Origin of the sequence: Peteryoungia algae, from assembly GCF_030369675.1 — a bacterium.
GTDB lineage: Bacteria > Pseudomonadota > Alphaproteobacteria > Rhizobiales > Rhizobiaceae > Allorhizobium > Allorhizobium algae.
The window spans coordinates 1,088,577-1,114,826 of record NZ_CP128477.1; the positions used below are offsets into that span (position 1 = coordinate 1,088,577).

Consider the following 26,250-nt stretch of genomic DNA (forward strand, 5'->3'; position numbering starts at 1 on the left):
TCACCTCGGGAATGACTTGAGCGCGGCGTCCAGACGGCTATCGCCGGCCGGATCGGGCGCGAGGCCGAAACGCAGCCAGTCGGGCCGGTAATCGAATCTGCGCGTCAGGATATGATGGCTGCAGAGATGCGCGTGCAGAGCACCGGCTGCGCGATCCTCCACCAGCTGAAACAGGTCTGTTCCACCCCGCACCGTGAGCCCGGCCTTTGACAGAACACCGCCGAGAGCCTGTGAACGCTGTCGGATCTGGTCACGGATGACGGACGTGTCCGAAGACATCAGGTGCTGGGCAAGCACGAGCGCGGGGCCGGACACGGCCCAGGGGCCGAGCCAATCGGCAAACTGGCGGGTGAGGCTTTCATCCGCGATGACGAAGCCGAGGCGAATGCCGGCGAGCCCGAAGAACTTGCCAAAGGAGCGGAAGACAATGAGGTTGGAAGCAGTCCCGGCTGCCAAGCTTTGCTCCGGATCCGTATCGCCGAATGCCTCGTCCACGACGAGCAAACAGCCACGACTGCCAAGATCACTGGCCAGCGCCTGCAATGCGTCCCGCCCGAGCAGACGGCCATCGGGATTGTTGGGGTTCACGACGACGACGAGACTGTGCGCGGGGCCGATCTCACCGAGGTCGGCGATCGCATCGACAGAAATACCGGCAAGCGTGAAGGCCCGTTCATACTCACCATAGGTCGGGGTAAGCACGGCGACGCGACCGCCCGCAGGGACGAGACGCGGCAGCAACTGGATGACGGATTGCGTGCCGGCCACAGGCAGCGGCAGGCGTGCCGCCGAAGTGTAGTAGGTGCGTGCGGCCTCGCGCGCTGCCATATCGCGCTCCCGATCGGGCAGGCGATGCCAGGCACGCATGGGTATGTCGGGCAGGCCCGGCGGACATGGGTTGATGCCGGTGGACAGGTCGAGCCAGTCCTCAATCCGGCCGCCATACTGTGCAGCAGCTGCTGCAAGCCCGCCACCATGCTGGATCGGGCCGCTCATTGCTGCCCTCCGGCAAGATCGATGAGATGCATATAGGAACCGGCAACCGTGCCGCGGCGCAGGCCGACGGCGCCGAGGCTTTCGCCGAGCGCGTCTTCCGCATCGAACAGACGATCTCCGGCCCCTTCCGACACGACCGTGGAATAATGGAATTCATGGGCCGTCAGGGCGCCCGCGAACAGATCGGGCGCGCGCGAGCGAAGTCGACGGTAGCCGAGATGGCGCTTGCGGCTCGCATGACTCGTCACGACGGGCAAGAGGCCGAGCATGGCGTGGGTGCGGCCATCGGCATCGATCAGCCCCTCGCCCAGCACCATATAGCCGCCGCACTCACCGTAGATCCGGGTGCCCCGGGCAGAAGCGGTCGTCATGCCCGTGCGAAAGTGCAAGGCATCGGCAAGCACGCCGGCATGCAGTTCCGGATAGCCGCCAGGCAGATAGACGGCGTCGGCATCCGCGACCGGTGCCTCGTCCGCGAGCGGAGAAAAGAACGAGAGCTCCGCCCCCTGCGCGCGCCAGCCTTCGAGCAGATGCCGATAGGAGAAGGCGAAAGCGAGGTCACGGGCGACAGCGATCCGCTGGCCAAGCGGCGGTATGCCGGCCGGGACAGGCCCGGAAGACTTGGCAACGTCTCCTCCGGCCAGTCGCAGAACGGCATCGAGATCGACGCCGGCCTCGATGGCATCGGCCGCGCGTTCGATAAAGGCCTCCAGCGACCCATGCTCGCCCGCCTGGACGAGGCCCAGATGCCGCTCCGGAAGCAACAAATTCTGGTCGGTCCTGAGGCTGCCCAGAACGGGTATCTCGGTTTGCGCCATGGCGGCACGCAGCATGGTCTCATGCCTGTCGCTGCCGACGCGGTTGAAAATGACCCCGGCCACCCGGACATCCGGCCGGAACCGCGCAAAGCCGGTGACCAGGGCCGCCACCGATTGCGAGGTGCGGGCGCAGTCGACGACAAGCACCGCAGGCAGAGAGAGACAAACGGCCAGATCGCCGGCACAGCCGCTGCCATCGGCGGCACCGTCGAACAGTCCCATCATGGCTTCGACGATCAATGTGCCGGTCTCGGAACAACGGACGGCTTGCGACCTGAGAAACGCTGGACGCATGGCCCAGGGGTCGAAATTGAAGCAGGGCGCTCCGCTTGCGGCTGCATGAAATGCCGTGTCGATATAGTCAGGGCCGGCCTTGCCAGGGGCCACTGGCACTCCGCGACGGCGAAAGGCCCGCATCAGGCCGAGCGTCACCACCGTCTTGCCGGAACCGGAAGCCGGCGCGGCAATCAGCAGTCCGCTCATGCCGTGTCTTTCCGGTCCGTGCCGAATGGATCGGGCAGGAGTTTGCGCCCGGACATGGCGCCCAGCCAGTCAAGCGAGGGACGGAGCCGGACGACTTCGCCGATCACCACGATGGCCGGAGGCTCGATACCGGCGGCCAGCATGTCGGCCTCGGCCCGTGCAAGCGTCGTCTCAAGCACGGTCTGTTGCGGTGTCGCCGCATTGCAGACGAAGGCGACGGGCTCGTCGGCCCGGCGACCTGCCGACATAAGATTGGCCGTGATCTGTCCCATATGTTTCATCGCCATATACATGACGATGACAGGTGATCCGCGACCGATCGCATCCCAGTCGATGCGATCGGGCACGACGCCGGAGGAATCATGCCCGGTCAGGAAAGTGACGGCGTGGTTGACCTCGCGATGGGTGACGGGAATGCCGGCATAGGCAAGACCACCGATGCCGGCCGTGATGCCCGGCACGATACGGAAGGGCACGCCATGTTCGATCAGCGTCAGTGCCTCTTCACCACCCCGTCCGAAGACGAAGGGATCGCCACCCTTGAGACGAAGAACACGGTGGCCGGCCTTGGCGAGTTCGACGAGACGCAACGAGATGTCACGCTGTTTGGCAGAGGGCTTGCCGCCACGTTTGCCGGCATATTCGAGCACGGCACCACTGCGCGCGAGCTTGAGGCAATCCTCGTTGACCAGTGCGTCGTGAACAATGACGTCGGCTTCCGACAGGCCCTTCGCTGCCAGCAGGGTCAAAAGGCCCGGATCACCGGGGCCGGCACCGGCCAGCCACACCTGGCCAGGCTCGATGGCCGGCAGGCTCGTGGGCAGGGCAAGACGCGTCGGTTCACTCATGCTCATGGTCTAGGCCCCGTCGATAAAAATTGCAATTCCGCCCCGACGCTTTCCGCACGCAACCTGCCGACCCATGCCTTCCGCCGGGCAGCCAGCTCGCCTATAAGCGAGCCATGAGCGATGCCGATCGAAAAGACGCAAGGAACGCCGCCGAAGACGGGCGGCTGGAAAAGCCGGAAGGCGCACCGCTGCGCAAAGGCTGGACGACCGGCGCCTGCGCGACGGCCGCGACCAAGGCCGCCTATACGGCGCTGCTGACCGGGAGCTTTCCGGATCCTGTCTCGATCACCCTGCCCAAAGGCGAAACACCCGCTTTCGCGTTGGCCCGGGAAGGCATGGACGGGCAAAGCGTCTTTGCGGGCATCGTCAAGGATGCGGGCGATGATCCGGATGTGACCCATGGCGCCACCGTAATCGCCACCGTGACAAGGCTGCCGCCCGGAAGCGGCATCCGCTTTGTGGCCGGCGACGGCGTCGGAACCGTGACCAAGGCCGGCCTGCCGATCGGCGTTGGGGAACCGGCCATCAATCCGGTGCCCCGCGCCATGATGACGGCGGTGGTCGAGACACTCGCCGGTGAACACGATGTATCGCCCGATCTGGAGATCCGGATCTCGGTGCCCGGCGGCGCGACCATTGCGGAGAAGACCTGGAACCCGAGGCTTGGCATTCTCGGCGGCATCTCGATCCTCGGCACGACGGGTGTGGTGCATCCCTTCTCCTGCGCGGCCTGGATTCATTCCATCCATCGCGGCATCGACGTGGCCCGCGCCGAAGGCCTGACGCATCTGCTCGGCGCCACGGGCTCGACCTCGGAGAAGGCGGCGCAGGACTTTCATCGCCTGCCGGATGGCGCGCTGATCGACATGGGCGATTTCGCGGGCGGCCTGCTCAAATACCTCCGCGCCCATCCGGTGCCGCGTCTGACGATTGCGGGTGGTTTCGCCAAGATGACCAAGCTTGCCCAGGGCGCGCTCGACCTGCACTCGTCGCGCAGCCAGGTCGACAATCAGTTCTTTTTGTCATTGCCTTGCAGCCAGTCCCTGAGCGACGCCCAGCGCGCGGCGGTCGAGCATGCAAACACCGCCATGGAGGTTCTGACAATCCTGTCGGAAGAGGGTATCGACATCGCGCGATCCATTGCCGAAGCGGCCAAACGAAGTGCAGAAGGGGTGCTTCGCGACAGCGGTGTGAGCGTGGACATCATCGTGACCGACCGCAAGGGAACGATCATCGCCCATGCCAACTGATCGGCAAGACACCCCGCAAAAAATCCTGATTCTCGGCGGAACGTCGGAGGCCCGGGCTCTTGCCCAACGGCTTTGCGCTGAGGGACATGACGTCACGACCTCGCTTGCAGGGCGGACGGTCGATCCCGTGTTGCCGGTGGGTGCCGTCAGGATCGGCGGTTTCGGCGGCCCTGAGGGGCTTGCGACCTATCTGCGGGCGGAAGGTTTCGCGCGAATGATCGATGCCACCCACCCGTTTGCCCGGCGGATCAGCGAAAACGCCATCCAGGCGGCTGCGATCTCGGGTGTCCCTCTCGAACAATGCTTGCGGCCACGCTGGCAGAAGCAACCTGGCGACCGGTGGAAGCCCGTCCCCTCGCTGACCGCCGCAGCGGATGCCCTGCCAGCCGGCGCAACCGTGTTTCTGGCGCTCGGTCGGCAATATCTCGACGCCTTCCAGGCGCGCAGTGATTGCCGCTTCGTCATTCGCATGGTGGATCCGCCGGAGACACATCTTGCCTTCGCGGACCACACACTCGTGCTTGGCAAACCGGCCAGCGATCCCGACCGGGAGGCCGATCTGTTCACGGCGCATGGAATTTCACATCTCGTCTGTCGCAATTCGGGTGGCCCCGCCGGCTATGCCAAGATCATTGCCGCACGGCGTCTGGCCCTGCCGGTGATCATCATCGAGCGCGACTGACGTCGCACCGCCTCAGCGGAACTCGAAGATCTGGCGAAAGACGCCCGGCGCGATGATCGAGAGCGGGTTGATCACGAGATTGGGCTTGGTGGTCGCGCCAGTCAGCTTGAAGGTGATGCCGAGCAGGCCCCGGTCACGGCCGTTGCCGAGGATCGCGCCGATGACCGGCAGTTCGCCGAACAGCCGATTCAAGCCATAGGCGGGCATGAAGGTGCCGGTCAGATCGATCCGCCCGGCCGGATCCCGGACGATGCCCTGGAAGGTGGCACCGATCTGTTCCCCACGCACGATGCCGTTCTCCAGGCTGAGCGTGCCATCGACCACGGCGAGCCGCGCAAAGGCACGCTGGAAAGCCGCAGAACTGACATCGGTATCGCTGCGGACAGCGCTGTTGAGGCTTCGTCCATCGGCACCGGTCGGCGTCGTGACAATGCTCTGCAGGCGCTCTTCGTTCTGCACCTTGAAATTGCGCAGGTCGAGATTGCCGCTCCAGGCGCCTTCTCGAGTTTCAGTCAGCCGGAGATTGGCAAGCCCTCCGCCCAGACGCTTGTAGGTATCCAGAAAACGCAGAACGGCGCCGGCGTCGCTTGTCGTCACGGAGAGTTCACGCCGCCCGCTCGGTTGCCGCAACTTTGCGACCAGAGCCTGGCCGCTGCCCGTGATACCGGAAAAATCCACCCCGCTGAGCCGCCCCTTGGCTGACGAATAGACGACGGACACGCCAGACAGCTGTTCGCCTCCGAAGCCCAGGACACGTTCGAATCGCCCCTCGATCCGAAGCGATGTGTTCGAGGCCCCGGCCTTTCCGGCATCCCCGGATGGCTGCTGTATCGTCGAGATCAGCGAGCGTGCATCGAGGACACTTCCCTTGGCGACAACCGAATAGACACCCTTGTTGAGCCGTATCGTCAGGGCCACATTATCCCCAGGCGCCAGGCGAACACGGGACAGATTGGCGGACACCAGCCCCCTGTCGTCGGCAGACATGTCGCCCAAGGCGCCGAAACCATCCCCGTCGAGCTCGAACTTCTCGATAAGCGACTGAGCACCCTTCTTCGACAGTTCGAACTTCGCAGTGGCGCCGATGCCCTGCCCTTTCGCCCAGCCGACCCAGGGGAAGGTCAATGTCGCCGACCGCAGATCGACGGACACGGCCTGACGGGTTTCGTCAACGCGGCGCAATTCGATCTTCATCGGGCCGCTGACGATCTCGCCGAGCCCCGGCACGAGCTTCTCGCGGCTCGCATTGTCGAGCGTTGCGGTGATCACGCTTTCACGCGCCACCTCCCCCTCGCCCCGGCGCACAGGTTCGGTAAGCACCACCTTCATAGGCACGTCGTCGATCCTGGCGTCGGCATCAAGCTTCGCCTTGTCCGCATCGACAGTGAGTTTGCCGGTCACGTCGTTGATTTTCCGGCCATCGAATGGCTTCGCTACATCGACGTCTTCGAGAGTGACGTCCGCCGTCCAGCTCGGGGCCGGCGGCTGCTGGTCCGGCACCAGACCGAGGCGGATTTTCGCCTTTCCGCGCACCTTGCCGGCAAAATCCTCAGGCTTGAAGTCCACGACACGCAGCGCCTCGATGGGCTTGAACGAAACGAGCTCCGCCACGGCGTCGGCGGCACCGCTGATATCGAGTTCGAGATCAGCCATGAGCGGCTTTTCATAGGCGTCCTGAAGGCTGAGCTTGCCCCGATCGAGCGTCACCATGCGCCCGGATGGAAAGAATGATCCAGCCGATCGGATGTCGACGTCGACCCGTTCCCCCACCATGTCGAACCGACCATAGACATCACGGAGAGGCGGCAGGTCCCCGGTGAGGTTCAGCCGGGCATCCTCCAGATCGAAACCGATCTTCAGCTCGTCGGCATCCAGCCGCACGGGTTTCGGATCGATCGACAGCCGGTTCTGTGGAATGAATACTTCGATCGTGCCGCGTGGAATGACGCCACCGAAGAGGTTTTCAAGCACCCATGCCCGCGGTTTCGAGGCGATCCAGTAAGGCCAGAGCTGCTTGACAACGCTCGTGCGCATGTCGTGCACCTCGCCGTTGAAGCGGATCTCGGGGCCTGTTCCGCCGAAACGCATCTGCAGTTTGCCGCGCATGTTGCCACCGGGCGTCGAGGCATCGAGCGTGTCGAGCTGCAACAGGTTCTCATCGACCAGATAGCGGCCATAGCCCTTCAGGAAGAAGGGAAACGGCGTCTCGCCGGCCGTCGGCACATTCGCCCGACCGTCGGTCACCACCAGATCCAGGCCGAAACCCTTGCCGAAACTCGGCCCCTCGGGAAGCCGGTCGAGATCGATGATGCCCCCCGAGAGCGGGATGACCGTCTCCTCGAAGCGCGCAATGGAATCAGCGAGTTCGATCGTGTCCTTGGAGAAATCATAGGACAGCTTGAGCTGGGCATCGGTCAATTCCTGGCGGTCGCCGTCCGAATAGAAGCCTGCCTTGCGCAAGTTGATGGCGAGTGACACCGCCGGTGCCTGGGCGCCATCTTCACGCCGCGCGTTGAGCAGCAGTTCGGCGGAACCGTCGATCCCCTGGCGCGGCTCGCCGACACTCGATCGCCGGAGAAGAAAGGGCGTCACCCGCACATCGGCAATGCGCATCGTCAAGGTTTCCGCCCGTCCACCGACATTGGTGGTGAGTGCGGTGAGCTCGGTCTGCTGACCGTTCACCGAGACGGCGCCGAAAATCGACAGAGAATCGTCCTCGCCCCGTTCCAGCACGATGTCGTCGATGGCAATGGAAAGCGGCCGCCCGCTGGCGCTCGTCGAGGCAATTTCCATTCCGCCGAGTCGCATTCGATCCAGGCCGCCCCGGGCGATGAAGGCCTGCAGCCCGTCGAGTTCGCGAAAGGCATCCGCCAGCCGCTCCGGCACCTGGTCGACCCGCCAGTTGGAAAGGTCGATGGGCTTGCCCTTCGGCAGGACCGTGGCGTCGAGGCTGATCCCTTCGCTGACGACTTCCCGGACAGAGAAACGCCCGCCCAGAAGAGCGAGCGGTTCGATGATGAAGCGAATCGATTGGGTGAGCGCGACCTGCTGACCGCCGACCTTCTGCTGCAGGGTGACGTCGCGCGCTTCGACCGACAGTTCCATGTCGTTCGAGAACCGGACCTCGGTGGCGCCGATCTCGGCGACGAATTGCTGGCCGAGCGCATTGTTGAGAACCGTCCGCGCACGCTGGGCAAGGGCCGCATCGAGCGCGCCACTCTCGACGACTGCGTAAACGCCGATGAAGACGATCAACCAGAGGCCGGCAAAGCCGGATACCAGCCTGAGGAAGCGCCGAAACAGGGAGCGTTTCGGCGGTGGGCAATGCACGATGAGGGGATCTTCGGCCTGCGCCGACGGAAGGGCATGCAGCGGCACGATGTCCCGCTTGCGAAACCGTAGCTTTTCGCCCCGGATCTCCGACATGTGCTGGTGATTGTCTCCGTCGACCGATGCCGCTAACAAGTCGCTCTGGACGACTTCGGAGCGGACTATATATCGATGACGCCCAGTTTCACCCATAAAACGGGCAAAAGAAAGGTTATCCCATGACGGAATTGACTGCCGGGGACATGGCCCCCGACTTCTCTCTGCCCCGCAACGGCGGCGGCGCGGTTTCGCTTTCCGATTTCGCCGGCAAACCGGTGATCCTCTACTTCTACCCCAAGGACGACACGAGCGGTTGCACGACCGAGGCGATCGACTTCTCCGGTCTCGCCGCTGACTTCGAAAAGCTCGGCGCACTCGTCATCGGCGTATCGCCTGATTCGGTGAAGAGCCACGACAAATTTTCCGCCAAACACAGCCTTTCGGTGGTCCTCGCCTCCGATGAGGAGCACAAGGCGCTGGAGGCCTATGGCGTCTGGAAGGAGAAGAGCATGTATGGCAAGACCTATATGGGTGTCGAACGCTCGACCTTCCTGATCGACGGCTCGGGCAAGATCGCCGAAACATGGCGCAAGGTGAAGGTAGCAGGCCATGCAGCAGCCGTGCTGAAGGCAACCCAGGCCCTCTGACATGTCCGAGATCAAGCAGCCCGAAACGGCCTTCCATTCCCTTCGCGGCGCTGCCACTCTCGCGATCACGAGCGCCGACCTCGACGTGAAGACGGCGCTCACACAAGCCGCAGCGGTCCGTTGGCAGGAGCGACGCCTGTCCTTGCGCTCGCCGCTCGACCCCGCCTTGCCGGACAGGCCCGGCCGCCCGGCAAAGCCGGAACTGGTTCCTCCCAAGGCGGTCGGCAAGCGCTCCCTCCACACGCTGCCCGGTCGCGTGGCGCTCCTGCACGCGCTCGCCCATATCGAACTCAATGCGGTCGACCTCGCACTCGACATCGTCGCGCGCTTTGCCACAGAGCCAGTACCGCATTCCTTCTTCGATGGCTGGATGAAGGTCGCTTTCGAGGAAGCCAAGCATTTCAGACTGGTGCGCGACAGGCTGCGGGCCCTCGGCGCCGACTACGGCGACATGCCGGCTCATGACGGCCTCTGGCAGGCGGCACATTCGACCAAGAACGACCTGACGGCACGGCTTGCGGTGGTCCCGTTGATTCTGGAGGCGCGCGGTCTCGACGTCACACCGGCCCTGCAGGAGAAGATGCGCGAGACCGGCGACATCGAGAGCGCCGATGTGCTGAGCGTGATTTACGAGGACGAAAAGGGGCATGTGGCGGTCGGCGCCAAATGGTTCCGCTTCCTCTGCGCCCGCGAAAAACGTGATCCGGCCAAGGCTTTTCAGGATCTGGTTCGCGCCAATTTCCGCGGCCAGCTGAAGGCGCCCTTCAACGATGTCGCCCGCGCCGAAGCCGGCCTTACCCCGTCCTTCTATCGATCCCTGTCCTCCAAGAACAACTCCTCGGTTTGACACGCAAATCCATGCGCCTAACGCTTCATTAACCCTAATTATGCGTAACTCCCGAGGGCGGGATCGGAGAGTCGACGGACCGCAAAAGGGCAAGGAACGCAGTAGCGTTTCGCCTGAATGTGATTGGGGGTCAGCGTGGCGGCGGGTTCGAACAACCAGATCTTCGGAAAACGCAAGGTGCAGCACGTCGTCATCCTGGCGAGCGGCGACCGCATTCGTCACATGACGATCCGCCCCTGGATGATCGCCCTCACCGTCTGTTTCCTCGGCACCATGGCAATCGGCTATCTCGGCGCCACCACCTATCTCGTCTTGCGCGACAACCTGATCGGCGCCACCATGGCCCGCCAGGCGCGCATGCAACACGAATACGAAGACCGTATCGCTGCGCTCCGGGCACAGGTCGACCGGGTGACGTCCCGCCAGTTGCTCGACCAGCAGGTGGTCGAGGAGAAGGTCGAAAAGCTGCTCGAACAGCAGATGGCGCTCACCTCGCGGCACGGCCGGATCGGTGCACTTCTGGAGGCCAGCAGCCCGTCCGACGCACTGCCTGCCGACGGTCCCGTGCCGGCCGAGAAGCCGCTGGTCGATGGTGAGGACCACGCAGCGCTCTCGAACGGCACACGGGCTTTCGCAGCACTTCTAGGCACAGCGACAGACGAAACCACCGCGAATGCCGTCGAGGCAGGCAATCACGCGCCGGCGCTCGCGCTGGGTTATGTCCCAATGACGGGCGAGAATGTCGCAGATCGCGCCGACCGGCTCTTCTCCAACATGACGCTGTCCTTGAAGGAAATCGAGGCGGAGCAATTGCAGCGGATCGACCAACTGGCAAGCGGCGCATCGCAGACTGCCGATGAAATTGCCGCGATCCTCGAGCGCCAGGGCGTCCAGATCGACGACCTCGCCGCACTTCCGGTCGCAGACGCCGTCGGCGGCCCTTACCTTGCGCCGCAGTCGGACCGTGACTTCAACGCCTCGCTCAATGCGCTCGACGCAGCCCTCAACCGGCTCGAATCGGTGCGCGGGACAGCAAAACGCCTTCCCTTTGCCAATCCGGCACCCGGCCAGGACATAACCAGCCGATTCGGCAACCGGCCGGATCCGTTCTTCGGCGGCCTCGCCATGCATGCCGGCATTGATTTTCGCGCCCCGACCGGCACAGAGATCCGCTCGACGGGCAGCGGCAAGGTCGTGACGGCCGCCTTCTCCGGCGGATACGGCAACATGGTCGAGGTCGATCACGGCCTGGGACTGACGACCCGTTTCGGCCATATGTCGCGCATTCTGGTGCGAGAAGGCGAGACGGTCGAACCCGGTCAGCTCATCGGCCTGTCGGGCTCGACCGGCCGGTCGACAGGACCGCATCTGCACTACGAAGTCCGCCGCAACGGCGACCCGGTCGATCCGATGCGCTTCCTCAACGCCGGCATGAAGTTGACGCCACTGATCAATTGAAGCATTTTACCAAAAGCAGATATTCGTCTCTTGAGAGACCCAGAAAGCCAATGCTTTTTTGTCGGTTTGCGAAACCGCTGCCAATTAATCGTGAACTTTAAGCCTTTGTAGGGGTAAATCCGTCTGTTTCCTTGACTTTCCGGCAGTTTCCCACTATTCGCCGCAACCATTGGAGCCCAATCCGATGGGCTATTGAGCGATGTTCGCGAGAACAGGAACGGAAACTACTTCCCTTTGACCACTTTTGCTGACCTTGGCCTGAGCCAAAAAGTCCTTTCTGCCGTCACAGATGCCGGCTACACGATCCCCACACCCATTCAGCTGGGCGCGATCCCGCCGGCCCTCCAGCGGCGTGACATTCTCGGCATCGCCCAGACAGGCACCGGCAAGACCGCCGGTTTCGTTCTCCCGATGCTGACCCTGCTCGAAAAGGGCCGGGCCCGGGCTCGCATGCCGCGCACGCTCATTCTGGAGCCGACGCGCGAACTTGCGGCACAGGTTGCCGAGAACTTTGAGAAATACGGCAAGAATCACAAGCTCAATGTCGCACTCCTCATCGGTGGCGTGTCCTTTGACGAACAGGACCGCAAGCTGGAGCGCGGAGCCGACGTTCTGATCTGCACGCCCGGCCGCCTGCTCGACCATTGCGAGCGCGGCAAGCTGCTGATGACCGGCGTCGAGATTCTGGTCATCGACGAAGCCGACCGCATGCTCGACATGGGCTTCATTCCCGATATCGAACGCATCGCCAAGATGATCCCCTTCACGCGCCAGACGCTGTTCTTCTCGGCCACCATGCCGCCGGAGATCCAGAAACTGGCCGACCAGTTCCTGCAGAACCCCGAGCGCATTGAAGTCGCACCGCCGTCATCGACGGCGAAGACCGTGACCCAGCGCCTCGTCGCCTGCCACAACAAGGACTACGAAAAGCGCTCGACCTTGCGTGACCTGATCCGCGCCCAGGACGAGTTGAAGAACGCGATCATCTTCTGCAATCGCAAGAAGGACGTCGCCGATCTCTTCCGTTCGCTCGAACGCCACGGCTTTTCCGTCGGCGCGCTGCACGGCGACATGGACCAGCGCTCGCGTACGACCATGCTGGCAAACTTCAAGGCCAACACGATCACGCTGCTCGTGGCTTCCGATGTTGCCGCACGCGGTCTCGACATCCCCGATGTCAGCCACGTCTTCAATTTCGACGTTCCGATCCATGCCGAAGACTATGTCCACCGCATTGGCCGAACCGGCCGTGCAGGACGCTCCGGTGCAGCATTCACCTTGGTGACGCGCAGCGACACCAAGTTCCTCGACGCCATCGAAAAGCTGATCGACCAGAAGATCGAATGGCTGGACGGCGACCTGTCGGCGCTTCCTGCGCCTGCGGAGAGCCATGACGAAAGCCGTGGAAAACGCGGCAGCCGCGACAAGGGTCGCGAGCGCCGCGGCGGTCATAAATCCGATACGCGCAGCGAGTATGTCAAACCGGCAGAGGAACAACAGGTGATGGAAGCGGTGAAAGTGGAAGCGATCAAGGTCGAACCGGTTGCAAGCAAGGCAGAGCCGGTTGCAACGGAACGCCGCACGGACAAGCGCCGCGACCAGAACCCGCGCAACAGCCGCAGCAATCCCCCGCCGGCCAACGACGACAATCGTGATCGCCGCCGCAACCGTCATCATGACCACGATGATGGCCCGACGCCCGTTGGCTTCGGCGACGACATTCCCGCTTTCATGCTGATCGTCGCTGCCGCCAAGGCCTGATCCAGTCAATGGGTCTGCCCGGTCTCGACTTCCCCGGTCTCGGGGTCGGAATTGCCATCCTTCGGGATGGCAAACTGCTTTTATGCAGGCGCATGAAAGCGCCGGAAGCCGGCCACTGGAACATCGTCGGCGGCAAGGTCGAACACATGGAGCCGGCAGAGCATGCCGCGCGCCGCGAGGCCGAAGAAGAGACGGGGCTCTCGGTCGGTTCCATCCGCTATCTCGGCGTGACCGAACAACGGATCGAAGCGGACGGCCAGCACTGGGTGTCGCTGCTCTATGTGTGCGATGACGCGAAAGGCGAGCCACGGCTCACCGAACCCGACAAACTCTCGGATATCGGCTGGTTCGACCTTCACGACCTGCCTCAGCCGCTCTCCGTCTTCACCACCGCTGTGCTTGCCTATTTGCGCTGACCGGCTTCGCGCTCGGTCACGCGGATCGCGGCATCGAGTGCGATTCGCGCCCATTTCGCCATTATCTCGGGATCATCAAGCGCCTCGTCGGGCACCGTCCAATAGGGCATGGCGACGGGCTTGCCGCTCCGGCCCTGGTAACACCATCGACTGGCGCCTGCGTCTTCCAACAGCGGCGCGCTTTCCGCATCCCCTTTCAGCATCAGCTCTCCGCGCAGCTCGAGCGCGAAGATGACGCCTCGTGCATAGATACCCTTGCCCCCGAACATCCGGCGAATACTGACAGGCCCGACCGCCTCGAACATTTCCTCGATCGCCGCATTGTCCATCGTCAGCCCCTCAGGATCCCGCCAGCCGCCAGGATAGCCTCGGGCGTGTCGACATCAAGCCTTGCAGCCGCTCCGATTTCGACATCGATCACGGCGAGCCCTGAGCTTTCGATCACTGGACGCGCGCCAATATCCCCCTCCAGTGACTTCAGCGCCTCAAAGGTTGCCGCCGGCAGGATGACCGGATTGCCGCGCTGGCCGTCTGAAACCGCGCGCACGATCACCTTGCCGCCTGCCTTGCGATAGGCTTGGGCGAGGGCTGCCATATCGGCCGAAGATATGTTTGGCATATCGGCCAGCAGCACCATCATTCCGGGCAGCCCCTGCGCCTCGACAGCCGCCAGCCCGACCTTTAGCGAGCCCGCCATGCCACTGGCGAAATCCGCATTCTCCTCCAGTTGCACGCCGAGCCCCGCAACCGCCCTGGCCACCTCCTCGCCACGGTGGCCGGTGACGACCATGACCGGACCGAGCCTGGCCTCGATCGCCTGTCGGACCGAACGGCGGACCAGGGACTCGCCGTCGAATTCGGCCAGCAGCTTGTGCCGCCCCCCATCCCCCATCCGGCTCGCCCGGCCGGCGGCAAGCACGACGAGCCCCAGCGCTGCTGGATCTGTTTTTGCGGTTGCGGCAAGGCGCGGCAACGGACGGCTCGGGATCTCCATCAAGAGGCCGCCGACACCCCAGCCGGTCATTTCCGTTCGATCGGGCGGGTATCCGGCCAGGATCCTGTTCAGGACCCAGTCGAAGCCGTTCTCCTTCGGTGAGCGCGCGCAGCCGGGCGCACCGATGACCGGCACCCCACCGACATGGCCGAGAACCAGGAGATTGCCCGGATCGACGGGCAGGCCGACCTGCTCGACGCTGCCGCCGGCCAGCCGGACCGCCGACGGAATGACATCCTCGGCATCGGCCACGGCTGACGCGCCGAAGATGACGATGAGCGGCGGAGCGTCTCTATCGCGCTGCGTTTCCTTGAGAGCCACATGCAGTGCCTCTGCAACCGCCTCGGCCCGATGGGACACGCGTTGCTCCGAAACAAGCCGGCTCGCCGACGGCATCAGCCGCGCTTCCAGCACGCGCGTCGTCTTCTCCATGACGGACGGTTTGAGCGATGGCAATTGGGTCGCGACGAGATGGACCCGATGCGCGCGATAGCGCGCCACTTCAAAGGCTTGCGCTCGCTGAAGGATGGCCTCTGCGCCTTCAACGCTCGCCCCTTCGACCGCCAGCGGAATGATCTTGACCGTGGCAACCAGATCCCCGGCCCGCACGTCGCGACGGTCGGCGAGACAGGCCAGCGTGATTGCGGGATCGACACTGTTGATGTGATCGACGACAGGCCTGTCAGCCAGAAAGAGCCCGTTTTCGCTGGCGTAGAAATTCACCCGCCCCGTCGAGGCGGGACTGCGGCTGAGACCCTTGAGCTGGATGGCGGCGCTCAGTCTCTCGGCAGCTTCATCTTCCGTCAGGTCACCGGGTTCAAGGCGACAGGCGATGACCCTCGGGATTTTTTCGGCGAGAAGACGGGCGATGTCGGCGGCCCGCAAGGGATGACCCTTCGCAAGCTTGCCGGAGGAGAGTGGCTGGGAATGGGCGAGGATCGAACCTTCGGCCTCAGCGGTCGGGATCGGCCCGAACTTCATGCCGAGACCTCTTGCCGGATCGCCGACGGCCCGGTGCTGCGCCTTCGCAGCGACTGGATGACTTCACCGAGAATGGCGACCGCGATCTCCGCAGGTGTCGCCGCACCGATATCAAGGCCTATAGGGGCCCGGATGCCGGCAATGGTGTCGCCATCCAAGCCGGCTGCCGTCAATCGCTCGACGCGCTTCGCATGGGTCTTGCGCGAGCCGAGCGCGCCGACATAGAAACAGCCTGCTCTCAAGGCTGCCATCAGACCGGGGTCGTCGATCTTCGGATCATGGGTGACGGCGACCATCGCGCAGTAGCGGTCGAGCGGCCTGGTCGCAAAGACGTCGTCCGGCCAGTCAGCGCAAAGCTCGATGCCAGCAAAGCGTTCCGGCGTGGCAAAAGCCGTGCGGGGATCGATGATGGTGACAGCAAAACCGGCAAGCGCCGCCATCGGGGCGAGCGCCTGACTGATGTGCACCGCGCCAACGACCACGATTCGTGCCGGCGGCGTGTGCACGTTGAGGAAGAGGCTCCGACTGTCGATCTCGACGGTCCCGGATTTTCCAGACAGAAGCCGCGCCTGGATTTCATCCCCCAGAGCGTCGGCAGATACCTGGTCCTCGGTGACCAGTTGCGACGTGCCCGCGGCGAGATCAACCACCAGCACGGCGCCGCGGCGATCGCGCTTCGCGGCATTCAGCGCCTTGAGCGTGGAAACATCCATCAGCCGAGCCTCTCGACATGCACGCGGATACGCCCGCCGCAGGAAAGGCCGACACGCCAGGCGGTTTCGTCGGCAACGCCGAATTCGAGCATCTTGGCCGCCCCGCTCTCGATGACGTCAAGGGCCTCCGTGATGACCGCCCCCTCGACGCAGCCACCCGAAACCGAGCCCTCGAAATTGCCTTCGCCATCAATCACGAGATGGCTGCCCACTGGCCGCGGCGCAGAGCCCCAGGTTTCGATGACCGTGGCAATGGCCACGGAGCGGCCCTCGCCAAACCAGCTCTCGGCGATGGCGAGCGGGTCGCGCAGGATGGTGTCTGTGGTCATGACTGGCTCCTTCCAGAACCGAGGTAACGCCTGGGATCACAATCCCGATCCGGGGCACCGGACAAAGATTGCACCAGATCCGACAGGGCTTCCAGATTGTGCACGGACCTGAGCTCGTCGACATGCGGCAGCATGGCCAGCACACCCCGCGCGCGGGCCTCGAAGCCGGAAAAACGCAGAAGCGGATTGAGCCAGACGAGCCGGCGACAGGACCGGTGCAAGCGGTCGGTTTCGCGGCTGAGAAGCTCCACTTCGTCCCGCTCCAGACCGTCGGTGATCAGGAGCACCACGGCCCCCTGCCCCAGCACACGCCGTCCCCAATGCCGGTTGAACAGTTTCAGCGTCTCGCCGATGCGCGTGCCGCCGGACCAGTCGGCGACCGCCTCGCTGCACTGGGCAATCGCCTCATCCGGGTCACGATGTCGCAGCTGCCGGGTAACATTGGTGAGCCGGGTGCCGAACAGGAAGGTATGCACCCGACGTCGGCGCTCTGTCAGAACATGCAGGAAATGCAGGAAGATGCGGGTGTACTGGCTCATCGAGCCGGAAATGTCGGCAAGGACCACCAGCGGGGGCGGCTGTTGCCGGCGCACTCGGAACTTCGGCAGCATCAGGTCACCTCCGGTGCGCAGCGACTGGCGCATCGTCGCACGGGCATCAATGCCACGACCACGCGGCGACAGCGTGTAGCGACGCATCTGGACGAGATCACGCGGCATGGCAAGGCGTTCGATGGCACGGCGCGCCTCCCTGAGTTCGGTCGACGTCATCTGGCCGAAGTCGAGCCGGCGAAAGACCTCCTGGGCCGAAACCGTCAGCCGCGCATCGATCTCGACATCGGGCTCCTCCTTCGGCTTCGACGCGCGCTGTTTCTCGGCAAACAGGGCATCGCTCACCCGCGCACCGCCGGCCTTCGGCTTTTGCCGCTCACCGATCGCTGCCACCGGTGACATCAGCGCAATCATCTTGCCAACCAGATCCCGCGAACGCCAGAAGATCGAAAACGCCTCGTCAAAGACGGGCTGGTCCTCATGTCGCTTGACGAAAACGGCGGACAGGGCCGCATGAAACTCGATACGCGAGCCAATGCCGATTGCATCGATCGCCGCAATGGCATCGATGACGGCGCCTGGTCCGGGCTTCAGTCCCGCTTTTCTGAGCACCCGCGCGAAATGCACGACATTGTCCGCAAGCCGTCCATCGCCCTGCACTGGCGGCGGCACGACGATGCCGTCGCGTCCGCTGGCTTGATGCGGCCCGAACGTCTCCATCTCAGCCAGCCTTCGCCAGCAGCTCGGCCTTGACCTCCGAGAGCAGCTTTTCGCCATCACTGCCCTGGATGCGGGCGATGTCCTCCTGATACTTCAGGAGCGTCCCCAGCGTATCCGCGATCGTCTCCGGATCGAGTGCGAGGCGATCGAGTTCGGTCAGGGCTGTCGCCCAGTCGATGGTCTCGGCGATGCCGGGGTTCTTGAAGAGATCGATGGTCCTGAGCTTCTGCACATAGGCAACGATCTGGCGCGAGAGCTGCTCGTTGCAACCCTTGACCTTGCGCCTGATGATGGCGAGTTCGTCGGCAGCGGACGGATAATCGACCCAGTGATAGAGGCAGCGCCGCTTCAAGGCATCGTGGACCTCGCGCGTCCGGTTCGACGTCACGATCACGATGGGCGGCTCGGCAGCCTTCACCGTTCCGAATTCAGGGATCGTCACCTGAAAATCAGAGAGCACCTCGAGCAGGAATGCTTCGAAGGCTTCATCCGTGCGGTCCAGTTCGTCGATCAGAAAAACAGGTGCCCGACCGGGCTCCCCCTGAATGGCCTGCAGCACGGGGCGGCGGATGAGGTAGCGTTCGGAAAAGATGTCGCTTTCGAGCCGCGATCGGTCCGATACGCCAGAGGCCTCGGCCATACGGATCTCCAGCATCTGGGCCGGATAATTCCACTCGTAGACGGCGGAAGCGACGTCCAGCCCCTCGTAGCATTGCAATCGTATCAACGGCCGGTCGAGTGCCTTGGCGAGCACCTTGGCGACTTCCGTCTTGCCGACTCCCGCCTCACCTTCGAGGAAGAGCGGGCGCCCCATCCTGAGCGCCAAAAACAGCACGGTCGCGAGCGGTCTGGCCGCCAGATAATCCTCGGCCGACAGAAGATCGATGATCCCATCGATCGACTCCGGCAGGACCTTTCCCGAGGTTTCTGCCATGTCTCCTCCCATGTTTGAGCGGAAGCTTATAGCGTGCGATAGCCCCGGTCCAGATAGATGAGTGACGGCTCAAGGGCTCCGAAATGGACAGCCTTCACTTCGCCGAAGAGAACCGTATGGGTGTTGGTGACCTTGCGGTCGGTAACCATGCAGTCGAAAGCCACGATCGCATCGGCCAGAACGGGTGAGCCCGTGGCAAGAACCTGCCATTCGGCCAGTGCGAAGCGTTCCTCGGACGAGAGCTTGCCGAAGCCGGCAAAGGCATTGGCGAGATCCTGGTGATGGGCGCCCAGCGTGTTCAACGCGAAATGCCCGCTCTCGAAGAGCACCGCATTGCTCGGATTGTTGTTGTTCAGGCAGACGAGCACGGTCGGCGGACTATCGGAAACGGAACAGGCAGCCGTGATCGTCACGCCGCGCCGGATCTCCTGATGCTCTGTCGTCACGATCTGCACGTGCCCTGCATAGCGGCTCATGGCGTCGCGATAGACGACCGGATCCAGACCTTGCATGCTCAAATTCACGTCTCCCCTTGAAGATAACCCCCGGTCGAAACCGCAATATGGGCCGCGGCCCTTACCTTTTCCACAATAGGGATAGGATTTAGTTCCAACCACCCGCCAAAGGCCGGAAAGCCAGCATTTCCAAACGGCTGCGCTTTCGGCTAGGATCATGCCATGATGAAGCAGACCCTGCAGAAACGTGTTCTTTCGACCTCGCTGTTCCTGGCCCTCGGCCTCGGGGCGACCTCGGCTGCCGAGTTGAAGCTTGCAGTCGTCGCGCCGAAGAGCGGCCCCTTCGCGATACTCGGTGATCAGGTTCGGCAAGGCGCCTCGCTCGCTGCGGGCAAGCTTTCGATCACTCTCGTCGAAATTGACGAGACCTGTAGCGAAGGCAGCGGCAAGGCGATTGCCGAGGCGGTTGCGGCAGCGGGCGCCAAGGCCGCGATCGGATTTCTCTGCAGCGAGAGCCTGAAGGACGCCCTGCCGGGATTGAAGGAAGACGGCCTGCCGGCTTTCACCCTGTCCGTTCGTTGGAAAGGCTTGATGGAAGATGCGATCAAGGGAGGCTCGCCTCTGTTTCGCCTGGCGCCGAATGCCGACCAGGAAGCCGCAAAGCTCTCGGACGTGATCCTGCGGGACTGGGCGGGTTCCGCCGTCGCTCTCCTCGAAGACGGTACAATCCGTGGCCGGGAATTGACGGAAACGATCCGCCTGAGCCTCGAAGAACGCGGCCTGAAGCCCGCCTTCGTCGACACGTTCCGTCCGGGCCAGGAACAGCAGCTGGCGCTTGTCCGCCGCATCAGGAATGCAGGCGTGACCCACGCCTTCATCGGCGGCGACCGAAGCGACGTGGCCGTCATTGCTCGTGATGCGAAAGCGGAAGGCCTGCCGCTCACTCTGCTCGGCGGCGAAGCGATGCGAGCGGCGGACGAACCCGTGCCCCTGGAGGATGGCGTGCTCGCCGTCGGCCTGATCGAGACACCACGGGGGCCTGCTGAAGGAGAACTGGCCGCCGAACTCGACAAGACCGATATCGAACCGGAAGGCTACGTCGTTCCCGCGCATGCCGCCGTCACGATCCTCGCGGACGCCTGGGGCATTTCGACCGCCATGGGGACGCCTGTCGCAGACACGCTGATCGGCACGACCTTCGAGACCGCACTGGGTCCAGTCGCCTTCGGCGAGGACCATGAGCTGACCGAGAACCCCTATCGCCTGCTGGAATGGCGAGGCGACAGCTTCGTACCCGTGCCTGACAAGACGCAGTAGAGGCTCTTTCAGTCGCGATAGGGCCAGAAAGCCTGGCTGAAGACACCGCCGTCGACCCAGATTGTTTGACCGGAGACGAAGGACGATTGCGGGCCGGCGAGAAACAGCACCGGTCCGGCAATGTCCTCTGGCGTACCCACACGACGCAGCGGCGTCACATCCCCCCAGGTCTTGGCATAATCGGGGGCCTCGGCCTGCGTGCGGGCCGTTTCTATGGCACCGGGCGCCACACAATTCACGCGGATCTGGTGCGGTCCGAGTTCGACGGCGGAGACCTTGGTCAATTGTTCGATGCCGCCCTTCGAGGCGGTGTAGTCGACCAGCTTCGGGAAGGCATGCTTGTTGCAGCCGGAGCCGAGATTGATGATCGACCCACCTTTGCTGGCAGCGACCATGCGGCGCGCGACCCGCTGGGTGTTGAGAAATGTGCCCTTGAGATTGGTGCTGATCACGGCATCCCACCGCTCTTCGGAAAGTTCGAGCATCGAGGCCCAGGTCTGGATACCGGCATTGTTGACGAGCACGTCGGGCGTCTGCCCCGCCCAGTCAATTACTTCGTCGAGGAAATCCTCGATCGCGGCGCTGTTTGCCACCTCGCAGTCGCGACCGATCGCCTTTCCGCCAAGGGCCGCGACTTCAGCCTCGACTTCGGAAGCCGCATCACTCTGGCCGAGATGGGTGAAGGCGACGTCATAGCCCTCCCGCACGAAGGCCGAGACGAGATGCCGGCCGATGCCGGAGCTGCCGCCGGTGATGATCGCGAACTTGGCCATTTGGTCCTCCCAGACTGCTGTCACTGGTCCGAGGGATGGAGTGCCCGGCACCGATCGTCAAGGGCCGACATCTCGACACGACCTTCTCATCCAAAGGGCATGGTTGCCGCCCGCAAGCACCGGTGCTATGCGGACGCCGAGCCATCGCCCGTCTGCCAAAGGCATGTCACGTTCAGACGGCGCGCAATCGTCCTGCCTATCGAGGATATCCAGATGACCCGCCCTCTCCTGATCTCGCCTTCCATTCTTGCGTCGGATTTCGCCCGCCTCGGCGAGGAAGTGCGCGATGTCGTCGCTGCCGGCGCCGAATGGGTGCATCTCGACGTGATGGACGGGCATTTCGTGCCGAATATTTCCTTCGGGCCCGCCATCATCAAGGCCCTGCGCCCTTGCACCAAGGCGGTCTTCGACTGCCACCTGATGATCGCGCCGGCCGATCCCTATCTGGCAGCTTTTGCCGATGCCGGCTGTGACATCATCACGGTTCACGCGGAGGCCGGTCCGCATCTGCACCGCTCGCTGCAGACCATCCGCGGGCTTGGCAAGAAAGCCGGCGTCTCGCTCAATCCGGCGACCCCCTTGTCTGCCATCGAACATATGATGGACGATCTCGACCTCATCCTGATCATGAGCGTCAACCCCGGCTTCGGCGGCCAGAAGTATATCCCCGCCATGACCGACAAGATTGCCAGGGCCCATGCCCTGATCGGCAATCGCCCGATCGATCTGGAAGTCGATGGCGGCGTGACGGCCGACAATGCCGCCGAGATCACCAGGGCGGGAGCCAATGTTCTCGTGGCTGGCTCGGCAATCTTCAAGGGCAAGGGCGTTGACGACTATCGCAAGACCGTCGACACTCTGCGCCACGCGGCGCAATCGGGACGCGGCTGACACGACGACACCGGTCGCGGGGACGGGAAGCTGGACATTTGAAAGCAAGTCGCCACTGCTCCGCGTCATCCCTGTCCGGATCGCCTGCGCCATCCCTCATCCCTCCCCTCGGCCTCTGGCTTGCCGGGGGAACGGCCTGGGCTGGCGCCATGGCCCTGAGTTTTTTCCTCTCAACCCAAGTCTTCGGTCGCGCCACCGGCAGTCATGATCTGAGCCTGCTCGCGATCTACGCGGGCGGCGGACTTCTCGGCTGGCTCGTGGCGCTGCCGTTCATCCACATCCTCACCCATGGCCGGCCGCCACAGACGATACTGGCGGGATGGTTCCTGTTCCTTGGTGTCGTCACGATCGGAGCGACAGCCGGTCTCTATGCGCTGCAGTACCGATACTTCTACGCCCACTGGCATGCGCCCTTCCCGTCCCGCATCTGGTTCTACCAGCTGATTTACACGGCGGCGGTTGCCCTCTACCAGTTTGCCGTGCTCGGTGTGAGGCACCTTCTGCCGGCCGGATTGGCCCTGCTTCTTGCCGTGAGCATGGTGATGGCCCGCCGCAGCCGTTGAGCTTGCCGCCCCACTTTGCTAAGGGGAGCCAGAATTTTTCAAGTCCAACGAAAGACGAGCCCGATGATCCCGCGTTACTCCCGGCCGGAAATGGTCGCCATCTGGTCCCCCGAAACCAAGTTTCGCATCTGGTTCGAGATCGAGGCACACGCCTGCGACGCGCTCGCCGATCTCGGCGTGATCCCGAAGGAATCCGCCCGCACGATCTGGGAAAAGGGTGGCCCGGCCGAATTCGACGTCGCCCGCATCGACGAAATCGAAGCCGTCACCAAACATGACGTCATCGCCTTCCTGACCCATCTCGCCGAATTCATCGGCCCGGATAGCCGCTTCGTCCACCAGGGCATGACCTCGTCCGACGTGCTGGACACCACGCTCAACATCCAGCTGGTGCGCGCCGCCGACATCCTGATCGCCGACATGGACCGCGTGCTGGCCGCGCTGAAGGCCCGTGCCTTCGAACACAAGGACACGGTGCGCATCGGCCGCAGCCACGGCATCCATGCCGAGCCGACGACCATGGGCCTGACCTTCGCCCGCTTCTATGCCGAGATGGCCCGCAACCGCGACCGCCTGGTCAATGCCCGTGCGGAAGTTGCGACCGGCGCGATTTCCGGTGCCGTCGGTACCTTTGCCAATATCGACCCACGCGTCGAGGAGCATGTATGCGCAAAGCTCGGTCTCGTGCCGGAACCGATCTCGACCCAGGTCATCCCGCGCGATCGTCATGCGATGTTCTTCGCGACGCTCGGCGTCATCGCCTCGTCGATCGAGAACGTCGCGATCGAAATCCGCCACATGCAGCGCACCGAAGTTCTGGAAGCCGAAGAGTTCTTCTCCCCGGGCCAGAAAGGCTCGTCGGCCATGCCGCACAAGCGCAACCCTGTTCTGACCGAGAACCTGACCGGTCTCGCCCGTCTCGTCCGCATGTCGGTCGTTCCCGCCATGGAAAACGTTGCCCTCTGGCACGAGCGTGACATCAGCCATTCAAGCGTCGAACGCGCCATCGGCCCCGACACGACGATCACCCTGGATTTTGCGCTGAACCGCCTGGCAGGCGTCATCGAGAAGCTCGTCATCTACCCCGAAAACATGTTGAAGAACATGAACAAGTTCAAAGGCCTGGTGATGAGCCAGCGCGTGCTTCTGGCGCTCACGCAAGCCGGCGTTTCGCGCGAGGACAGCTATCGCCTCGTCCAGCGCAACGCGATGAAGGTCTGGGAGAAGGGCGCCGACTTCCTGGAAGAGCTGCTTGGCGACGAAGAGGTGCGCGCCGCCCTCTCCGAAGAAGACATTCGCGAAAAATTCGACCTCGGCTATCACACGAAACACGTCGATACGATCTTCGCCCGCGTCTTTGGCTGACGGCACGGCAACGCGACGCATAGACAGACGGGCGCGGTCACTTCCGCGCCCGTTCTGCATTTCAACGCAGGGTAAAAGGACGACTGAGTGTCCGATCCCGGTCCAACACTCCCTGATGCAGCGATAGAAGCCGGTAGCAGTCGCGAGATATTCGCGATGCTTTTCTTGGGGGGCGGACGTGTCGGCCGGGCATTCGTCGCCGCGTCAGGCTCGATGAGAGGCGCGCAGATGACGCCTCTCCCGCTCTCTGAAATGGCAGGCGCCTCTACGTCACCGGCCGGTCATGAGCCTCGTGCCAAACGCTAGACCACCAGCCGGCGATAGAAATGCCAGGTCGCGTGACCGAGGATCGGCACGATCACGATCAGCCCGACGAGCAGTGTCGCCATGCCGATGGCAAGCAGCGCCGCAACCATCAGTCCCCAGACGGCAACCGGCACCGGATTGATGAGGCTTGCACGCACCGAGGTGCCAACGGCAGAGGCGGCACCGCAATCACGATCGAGCAGCATGGGAAAGGCCACGAGACTGATGACGAGCGCAACCAGCGCCAGCAGGAAGCCGATTCCATTGCTCCACAACAGGAAGCTCCAGGCGTTCGGGTGATCGAAGACGCCGCGGGCAAAGGCAAAGACACCCGGCGCCGGGTAGTCCCCGATCATGGAGAGATAGAGCCCGCGCGAAACGACCAGCCAGATCATGAAGAGCGTCACCAGATAGGCGCTCATCATCAGGAGTGACGGCAGGGACGGAGACTTGAGCAGGTCGAGCACGTTCGACCAGTTTGCCGGCTGGCCCACTTCGCGGCGACGGCTGATCTCCATCAGCCCGAGCGCGAGAAGTGGTCCGAGCAGGGCAAAACCGGTCAGCAACGGATAGACCATCGGCAGGAGTTCGACACCGGCACTCCAGCCGATCATCAGGGCCCCCGCAATGGGATAGATCAGCGCCACGAAGGCATAGTGCGAAGGTTTCTCGCGAAAATCCTGATAGCCTTCACGCAGCGCAGAAAACACGTCGGACACGGCAATGCGCCGTATCTCGGGTCGCACAACATTGCCGGTCGCACTGGTCATGACATGAAACATCGACATTCTCACTTCCTCCTCGGGCATAAAGGGTCTGCAGGCTGCAAAGTGAAATGCGAAACGGCATCGAGGCCACAACGGACCGCGGCCACGCGCCGTCTGTATTGTCCGGGGCAACGCGACAGGATCGACGCGCCAGACATTTGCATAAGCAATTAGTTTATCAGCTAATATCTGACCTGTCGCGCAAAACGAGCGCACAAAGCCGTGACAGGACCGGAGGACTTGTCAACGTGCCGCCGGTCCACCCGGCAGGTGTCACGTCTGATTTTTCTCACGATTGCCCATGCACGAAATCTTGACGTCGCCCCGGCGGAACAGCAGATAGGGGCCATGAAAGTCTCTGAAGCTGAAATATTGATCGTCCCGGGCTATACCAATTCCGGACCCGCGCACTGGCAGACCCGCTGGGAGCAGAAGCTGTCGACGGCAAGGCGCGTCGAACAGGCCGAGTGGTCGAAGCCGGTTCGTGAGGACTGGATCGCGCGCGTTGCCCAAGAAGTGAATGCGTCGACCAAGCCTGTTGTCCTCGTCGGGCATTCGCTTGGCGTTCCCGCAATCGTGCACGCCATCCCCGAGATGAAGCAGCGGGTCGCCGGCGCTTTCTTCGTCGCGCCGCCGGATGTGGCCAACCCCGAGATCCGCCCGAAGCACCTCATGACGTTCGGACCCTACCCGCGAATGCCACTTCCCTTCCCGTCGATCATGATCGCCAGCCGCAATGATCCGTTCGGCGAATATGCGCATGCGGAAGACATTGCAAACGCCTGGGGTTCGCATCTGATCGATGCCGGCGAATCCGGGCACATCAATGCCGAATCCGGGCACGGACCCTGGCCCGAGGGCACGATGGTCTTTGCCCAGTTCCTCAGCCGTCTCTGAGAAGCGAGGCCACCGCATCTGGATCATGCCGGGCACACTGCTCCCATCTGAGAGCCCGGCCCTGCACGGCGTGCATTCTTAAAGTCTTTTTAAATCGGCTCTCATAGACTGAGCCAGCC

25 protein-coding genes are annotated in these 26,250 nt (G+C 63.4%); 12 read left to right on the forward strand and 13 right to left on the reverse strand.

Translation table 11 applies throughout. The features are described 5' to 3' along the window. From cobD to cobA, 3 genes are read right to left on the reverse strand one after another with little or no spacing between them, the layout of a single operon-like run. Positions 1 to 996 carry a threonine-phosphate decarboxylase CobD gene (cobD, locus tag QTL56_RS05495; protein WP_245136760.1) on the reverse strand — a complete coding sequence of 332 codons (996 nt, stop codon included), beginning with the start codon at positions 994 to 996 and terminating at the stop codon, positions 1 to 3. Then, positions 993 to 2,297 (reverse strand): cobyrinic acid a,c-diamide synthase CobB, encoded by a 1,305-nt coding sequence (locus tag QTL56_RS05500; protein WP_245136759.1) that lies wholly within the window; start codon positions 2,295 to 2,297, stop codon positions 993 to 995. Before QTL56_RS05500 ends, cobD begins: the two co-directional genes overlap by 4 nt. After that, positions 2,294 to 3,151, reverse strand: a complete 858-nt coding sequence (gene cobA, locus QTL56_RS05505; protein ID WP_245136758.1) for a uroporphyrinogen-III C-methyltransferase — start codon at positions 3,149 to 3,151, stop codon at positions 2,294 to 2,296. The genes QTL56_RS05500 and cobA overlap by 4 nt, the downstream gene beginning before the upstream one ends. A 107-nt stretch (positions 3,152 to 3,258) precedes the next feature. Between cobA and QTL56_RS05510 the strand changes: the two genes are divergently transcribed. Both QTL56_RS05510 and QTL56_RS05515 read left to right on the forward strand, forming a co-directional pair. Beyond that, a complete protein-coding gene (locus QTL56_RS05510; protein ID WP_245136757.1) occupies positions 3,259 to 4,395 on the forward strand; it encodes a cobalt-precorrin-5B (C(1))-methyltransferase in 1,137 nt (378 codons plus the stop codon). Further along, on the forward strand, positions 4,385 to 5,077 hold the full coding sequence (locus tag QTL56_RS05515; protein ID WP_245136756.1) for a cobalt-precorrin-6A reductase: 693 nt from the start codon (positions 4,385 to 4,387) through the stop codon (positions 5,075 to 5,077). Before QTL56_RS05510 ends, QTL56_RS05515 begins: the two co-directional genes overlap by 11 nt. Before the next feature lie 12 nt (positions 5,078 to 5,089). Here QTL56_RS05515 and QTL56_RS05520 read toward each other — a convergent pair whose 3' ends face one another. Then, a complete protein-coding gene (locus tag QTL56_RS05520; RefSeq protein WP_245136755.1) occupies positions 5,090 to 8,503 on the reverse strand; it encodes a DUF3971 domain-containing protein in 3,414 nt (1,137 codons plus the stop codon). Positions 8,504 to 8,625: 122 nt separating this feature from the next. Between QTL56_RS05520 and bcp the strand changes: the two genes are divergently transcribed. The 5 genes from bcp to QTL56_RS05545 all read left to right on the forward strand — a co-directional run bounded on the left by bcp (position 8,626) and on the right by QTL56_RS05545 (position 13,575). After that, the gene (bcp, locus tag QTL56_RS05525) at positions 8,626 to 9,093 is read left to right on the forward strand and encodes a thioredoxin-dependent thiol peroxidase (RefSeq protein WP_245136754.1); all 468 of its coding nucleotides are present in this window, start codon (positions 8,626 to 8,628) and stop codon (positions 9,091 to 9,093) included. 1 nt (position 9,094) lies between these two features. After that, complete coding sequence (locus tag QTL56_RS05530) at positions 9,095 to 9,940, forward strand: ferritin-like domain-containing protein (protein WP_245136753.1); 846 nt, start codon at positions 9,095 to 9,097, stop codon at positions 9,938 to 9,940. 135 nt (positions 9,941 to 10,075) lie between these two features. Beyond that, positions 10,076 to 11,398 carry a M23 family metallopeptidase gene (locus tag QTL56_RS05535; protein ID WP_245136752.1) on the forward strand — a complete coding sequence of 441 codons (1,323 nt, stop codon included), beginning with the start codon at positions 10,076 to 10,078 and terminating at the stop codon, positions 11,396 to 11,398. A gap of 234 nt (positions 11,399 to 11,632) precedes the next feature. Next, positions 11,633 to 13,159 carry a DEAD/DEAH box helicase gene (locus QTL56_RS05540; RefSeq protein WP_229575610.1) on the forward strand — a complete coding sequence of 509 codons (1,527 nt, stop codon included), beginning with the start codon at positions 11,633 to 11,635 and terminating at the stop codon, positions 13,157 to 13,159. A gap of 8 nt (positions 13,160 to 13,167) precedes the next feature. After that, positions 13,168 to 13,575 (forward strand): NUDIX domain-containing protein, encoded by a 408-nt coding sequence (locus QTL56_RS05545; protein ID WP_245136751.1) that lies wholly within the window; start codon positions 13,168 to 13,170, stop codon positions 13,573 to 13,575. Here the strand turns inward: QTL56_RS05545 and QTL56_RS05550 are convergent. The 7 genes from QTL56_RS05550 to QTL56_RS05580 are packed head-to-tail and all read right to left on the reverse strand — an operon-like array spanning position 13,563 to position 19,309. Then, positions 13,563 to 13,904, reverse strand: coding sequence for a TfoX/Sxy family protein (locus tag QTL56_RS05550; protein ID WP_229575612.1), 342 nt, complete (start codon positions 13,902 to 13,904; stop codon positions 13,563 to 13,565). The two genes, QTL56_RS05545 and QTL56_RS05550, sit on opposite strands and share 13 nt — an antisense overlap. Before the next feature lie 2 nt (positions 13,905 to 13,906). Continuing rightward, positions 13,907 to 15,550: an NTP transferase domain-containing protein gene (locus QTL56_RS05555; protein ID WP_245136750.1), complete on the reverse strand. Its 1,644-nt coding sequence runs from the start codon at positions 15,548 to 15,550 to the stop codon at positions 13,907 to 13,909. After that, entirely contained in the window at positions 15,547 to 16,263 is a 717-nt protein-coding gene (locus QTL56_RS05560; protein ID WP_245136749.1) for an XdhC family protein, read from the reverse strand. Before QTL56_RS05560 ends, QTL56_RS05555 begins: the two co-directional genes overlap by 4 nt. Next, positions 16,263 to 16,592 (reverse strand): XdhC family protein, encoded by a 330-nt coding sequence (locus QTL56_RS05565; RefSeq protein WP_229575615.1) that lies wholly within the window; start codon positions 16,590 to 16,592, stop codon positions 16,263 to 16,265. The genes QTL56_RS05560 and QTL56_RS05565 overlap by 1 nt, the downstream gene beginning before the upstream one ends. Next, the gene (locus QTL56_RS05570) at positions 16,589 to 17,863 is read right to left on the reverse strand and encodes a vWA domain-containing protein (RefSeq protein ID WP_245136748.1); all 1,275 of its coding nucleotides are present in this window, start codon (positions 17,861 to 17,863) and stop codon (positions 16,589 to 16,591) included. The genes QTL56_RS05565 and QTL56_RS05570 overlap by 4 nt, the downstream gene beginning before the upstream one ends. 1 nt (position 17,864) lies before the next feature. Further along, the gene (locus tag QTL56_RS05575) at positions 17,865 to 18,797 is read right to left on the reverse strand and encodes an AAA family ATPase (RefSeq protein ID WP_245136747.1); all 933 of its coding nucleotides are present in this window, start codon (positions 18,795 to 18,797) and stop codon (positions 17,865 to 17,867) included. A gap of 26 nt (positions 18,798 to 18,823) precedes the next feature. Further along, positions 18,824 to 19,309, reverse strand: coding sequence for a flavin reductase (locus tag QTL56_RS05580; RefSeq protein ID WP_229575750.1), 486 nt, complete (start codon positions 19,307 to 19,309; stop codon positions 18,824 to 18,826). A 165-nt stretch (positions 19,310 to 19,474) separates the two neighbouring features. Between QTL56_RS05580 and QTL56_RS05585 the strand changes: the two genes are divergently transcribed. Then, entirely contained in the window at positions 19,475 to 20,569 is a 1,095-nt protein-coding gene (locus tag QTL56_RS05585) for an ABC transporter substrate-binding protein (RefSeq protein ID WP_245136746.1), read from the forward strand. A gap of 8 nt (positions 20,570 to 20,577) precedes the next feature. Here QTL56_RS05585 and QTL56_RS05590 read toward each other — a convergent pair whose 3' ends face one another. Then, positions 20,578 to 21,342, reverse strand: coding sequence for an SDR family NAD(P)-dependent oxidoreductase (locus QTL56_RS05590; RefSeq protein WP_229575619.1), 765 nt, complete (start codon positions 21,340 to 21,342; stop codon positions 20,578 to 20,580). A 213-nt stretch (positions 21,343 to 21,555) separates the two neighbouring features. Here QTL56_RS05590 and rpe point away from each other — a divergent pair, with 213 nt between their 5' ends. From rpe to purB, 3 genes are all read left to right on the forward strand, one after another. Then, positions 21,556 to 22,233 carry a ribulose-phosphate 3-epimerase gene (gene rpe / locus QTL56_RS05595; protein WP_245136745.1) on the forward strand — a complete coding sequence of 226 codons (678 nt, stop codon included), beginning with the start codon at positions 21,556 to 21,558 and terminating at the stop codon, positions 22,231 to 22,233. A 149-nt stretch (positions 22,234 to 22,382) separates the two neighbouring features. Beyond that, the gene (locus tag QTL56_RS05600; RefSeq protein ID WP_245136744.1) at positions 22,383 to 22,796 is read left to right on the forward strand and encodes a hypothetical protein; all 414 of its coding nucleotides are present in this window, start codon (positions 22,383 to 22,385) and stop codon (positions 22,794 to 22,796) included. Positions 22,797 to 22,859: 63 nt separating this feature from the next. Continuing rightward, positions 22,860 to 24,161: an adenylosuccinate lyase gene (purB, locus tag QTL56_RS05605; protein ID WP_166599734.1), complete on the forward strand. Its 1,302-nt coding sequence runs from the start codon at positions 22,860 to 22,862 to the stop codon at positions 24,159 to 24,161. Between the two features lie 302 nt (positions 24,162 to 24,463). Here the strand turns inward: purB and QTL56_RS05610 are convergent, their stop codons facing one another. Next, the gene (locus tag QTL56_RS05610; RefSeq protein ID WP_245136743.1) at positions 24,464 to 25,255 is read right to left on the reverse strand and encodes a DUF2189 domain-containing protein; all 792 of its coding nucleotides are present in this window, start codon (positions 25,253 to 25,255) and stop codon (positions 24,464 to 24,466) included. A gap of 327 nt (positions 25,256 to 25,582) precedes the next feature. Between QTL56_RS05610 and QTL56_RS05615 the strand changes: the two genes are divergently transcribed. Beyond that, a complete protein-coding gene (locus tag QTL56_RS05615) occupies positions 25,583 to 26,131 on the forward strand; it encodes an RBBP9/YdeN family alpha/beta hydrolase (RefSeq protein ID WP_229575623.1) in 549 nt (182 codons plus the stop codon). Positions 26,132 to 26,250 lie beyond the last annotated feature (119 nt).

Coding starts and splice junctions, on each gene's coding strand:
- cobD (WP_245136760.1), bottom strand. CDS start 996: ATGAGCGGCCCGATCCAGCATGGTGGCGGGCTTGCAGCAGCTGCTGCA.
- QTL56_RS05500 (WP_245136759.1), bottom strand. CDS start 2,297: ATGAGCGGACTGCTGATTGCCGCGCCGGCTTCCGGTTCCGGCAAGACG.
- cobA (WP_245136758.1), bottom strand. CDS start 3,151: ATGAGCATGAGTGAACCGACGCGTCTTGCCCTGCCCACGAGCCTGCCG.
- QTL56_RS05510 (WP_245136757.1), top strand. CDS start 3,259: ATGAGCGATGCCGATCGAAAAGACGCAAGGAACGCCGCCGAAGACGGG.
- QTL56_RS05515 (WP_245136756.1), top strand. CDS start 4,385: ATGCCAACTGATCGGCAAGACACCCCGCAAAAAATCCTGATTCTCGGC.
- QTL56_RS05520 (WP_245136755.1), bottom strand. CDS start 8,503: ATGTCGGAGATCCGGGGCGAAAAGCTACGGTTTCGCAAGCGGGACATC.
- bcp (WP_245136754.1), top strand. CDS start 8,626: ATGACGGAATTGACTGCCGGGGACATGGCCCCCGACTTCTCTCTGCCC.
- QTL56_RS05530 (WP_245136753.1), top strand. CDS start 9,095: ATGTCCGAGATCAAGCAGCCCGAAACGGCCTTCCATTCCCTTCGCGGC.
- QTL56_RS05545 (WP_245136751.1), top strand. CDS start 13,168: ATGGGTCTGCCCGGTCTCGACTTCCCCGGTCTCGGGGTCGGAATTGCC.
- QTL56_RS05550 (WP_229575612.1), bottom strand. CDS start 13,904: ATGGACAATGCGGCGATCGAGGAAATGTTCGAGGCGGTCGGGCCTGTC.
- QTL56_RS05555 (WP_245136750.1), bottom strand. CDS start 15,550: ATGAAGTTCGGGCCGATCCCGACCGCTGAGGCCGAAGGTTCGATCCTC.
- QTL56_RS05560 (WP_245136749.1), bottom strand. CDS start 16,263: ATGGATGTTTCCACGCTCAAGGCGCTGAATGCCGCGAAGCGCGATCGC.
- QTL56_RS05565 (WP_229575615.1), bottom strand. CDS start 16,592: ATGACCACAGACACCATCCTGCGCGACCCGCTCGCCATCGCCGAGAGC.
- QTL56_RS05570 (WP_245136748.1), bottom strand. CDS start 17,863: ATGGAGACGTTCGGGCCGCATCAAGCCAGCGGACGCGACGGCATCGTC.
- QTL56_RS05575 (WP_245136747.1), bottom strand. CDS start 18,797: ATGGCAGAAACCTCGGGAAAGGTCCTGCCGGAGTCGATCGATGGGATC.
- QTL56_RS05580 (WP_229575750.1), bottom strand. CDS start 19,309: ATGCAAGGTCTGGATCCGGTCGTCTATCGCGACGCCATGAGCCGCTAT.
- QTL56_RS05585 (WP_245136746.1), top strand. CDS start 19,475: ATGATGAAGCAGACCCTGCAGAAACGTGTTCTTTCGACCTCGCTGTTC.
- QTL56_RS05590 (WP_229575619.1), bottom strand. CDS start 21,342: ATGGCCAAGTTCGCGATCATCACCGGCGGCAGCTCCGGCATCGGCCGG.
- rpe (WP_245136745.1), top strand. CDS start 21,556: ATGACCCGCCCTCTCCTGATCTCGCCTTCCATTCTTGCGTCGGATTTC.
- QTL56_RS05600 (WP_245136744.1), top strand. CDS start 22,383: ATGGCCCTGAGTTTTTTCCTCTCAACCCAAGTCTTCGGTCGCGCCACC.
- purB (WP_166599734.1), top strand. CDS start 22,860: ATGATCCCGCGTTACTCCCGGCCGGAAATGGTCGCCATCTGGTCCCCC.
- QTL56_RS05610 (WP_245136743.1), bottom strand. CDS start 25,255: ATGTCGATGTTTCATGTCATGACCAGTGCGACCGGCAATGTTGTGCGA.
- QTL56_RS05615 (WP_229575623.1), top strand. CDS start 25,583: ATGAAAGTCTCTGAAGCTGAAATATTGATCGTCCCGGGCTATACCAAT.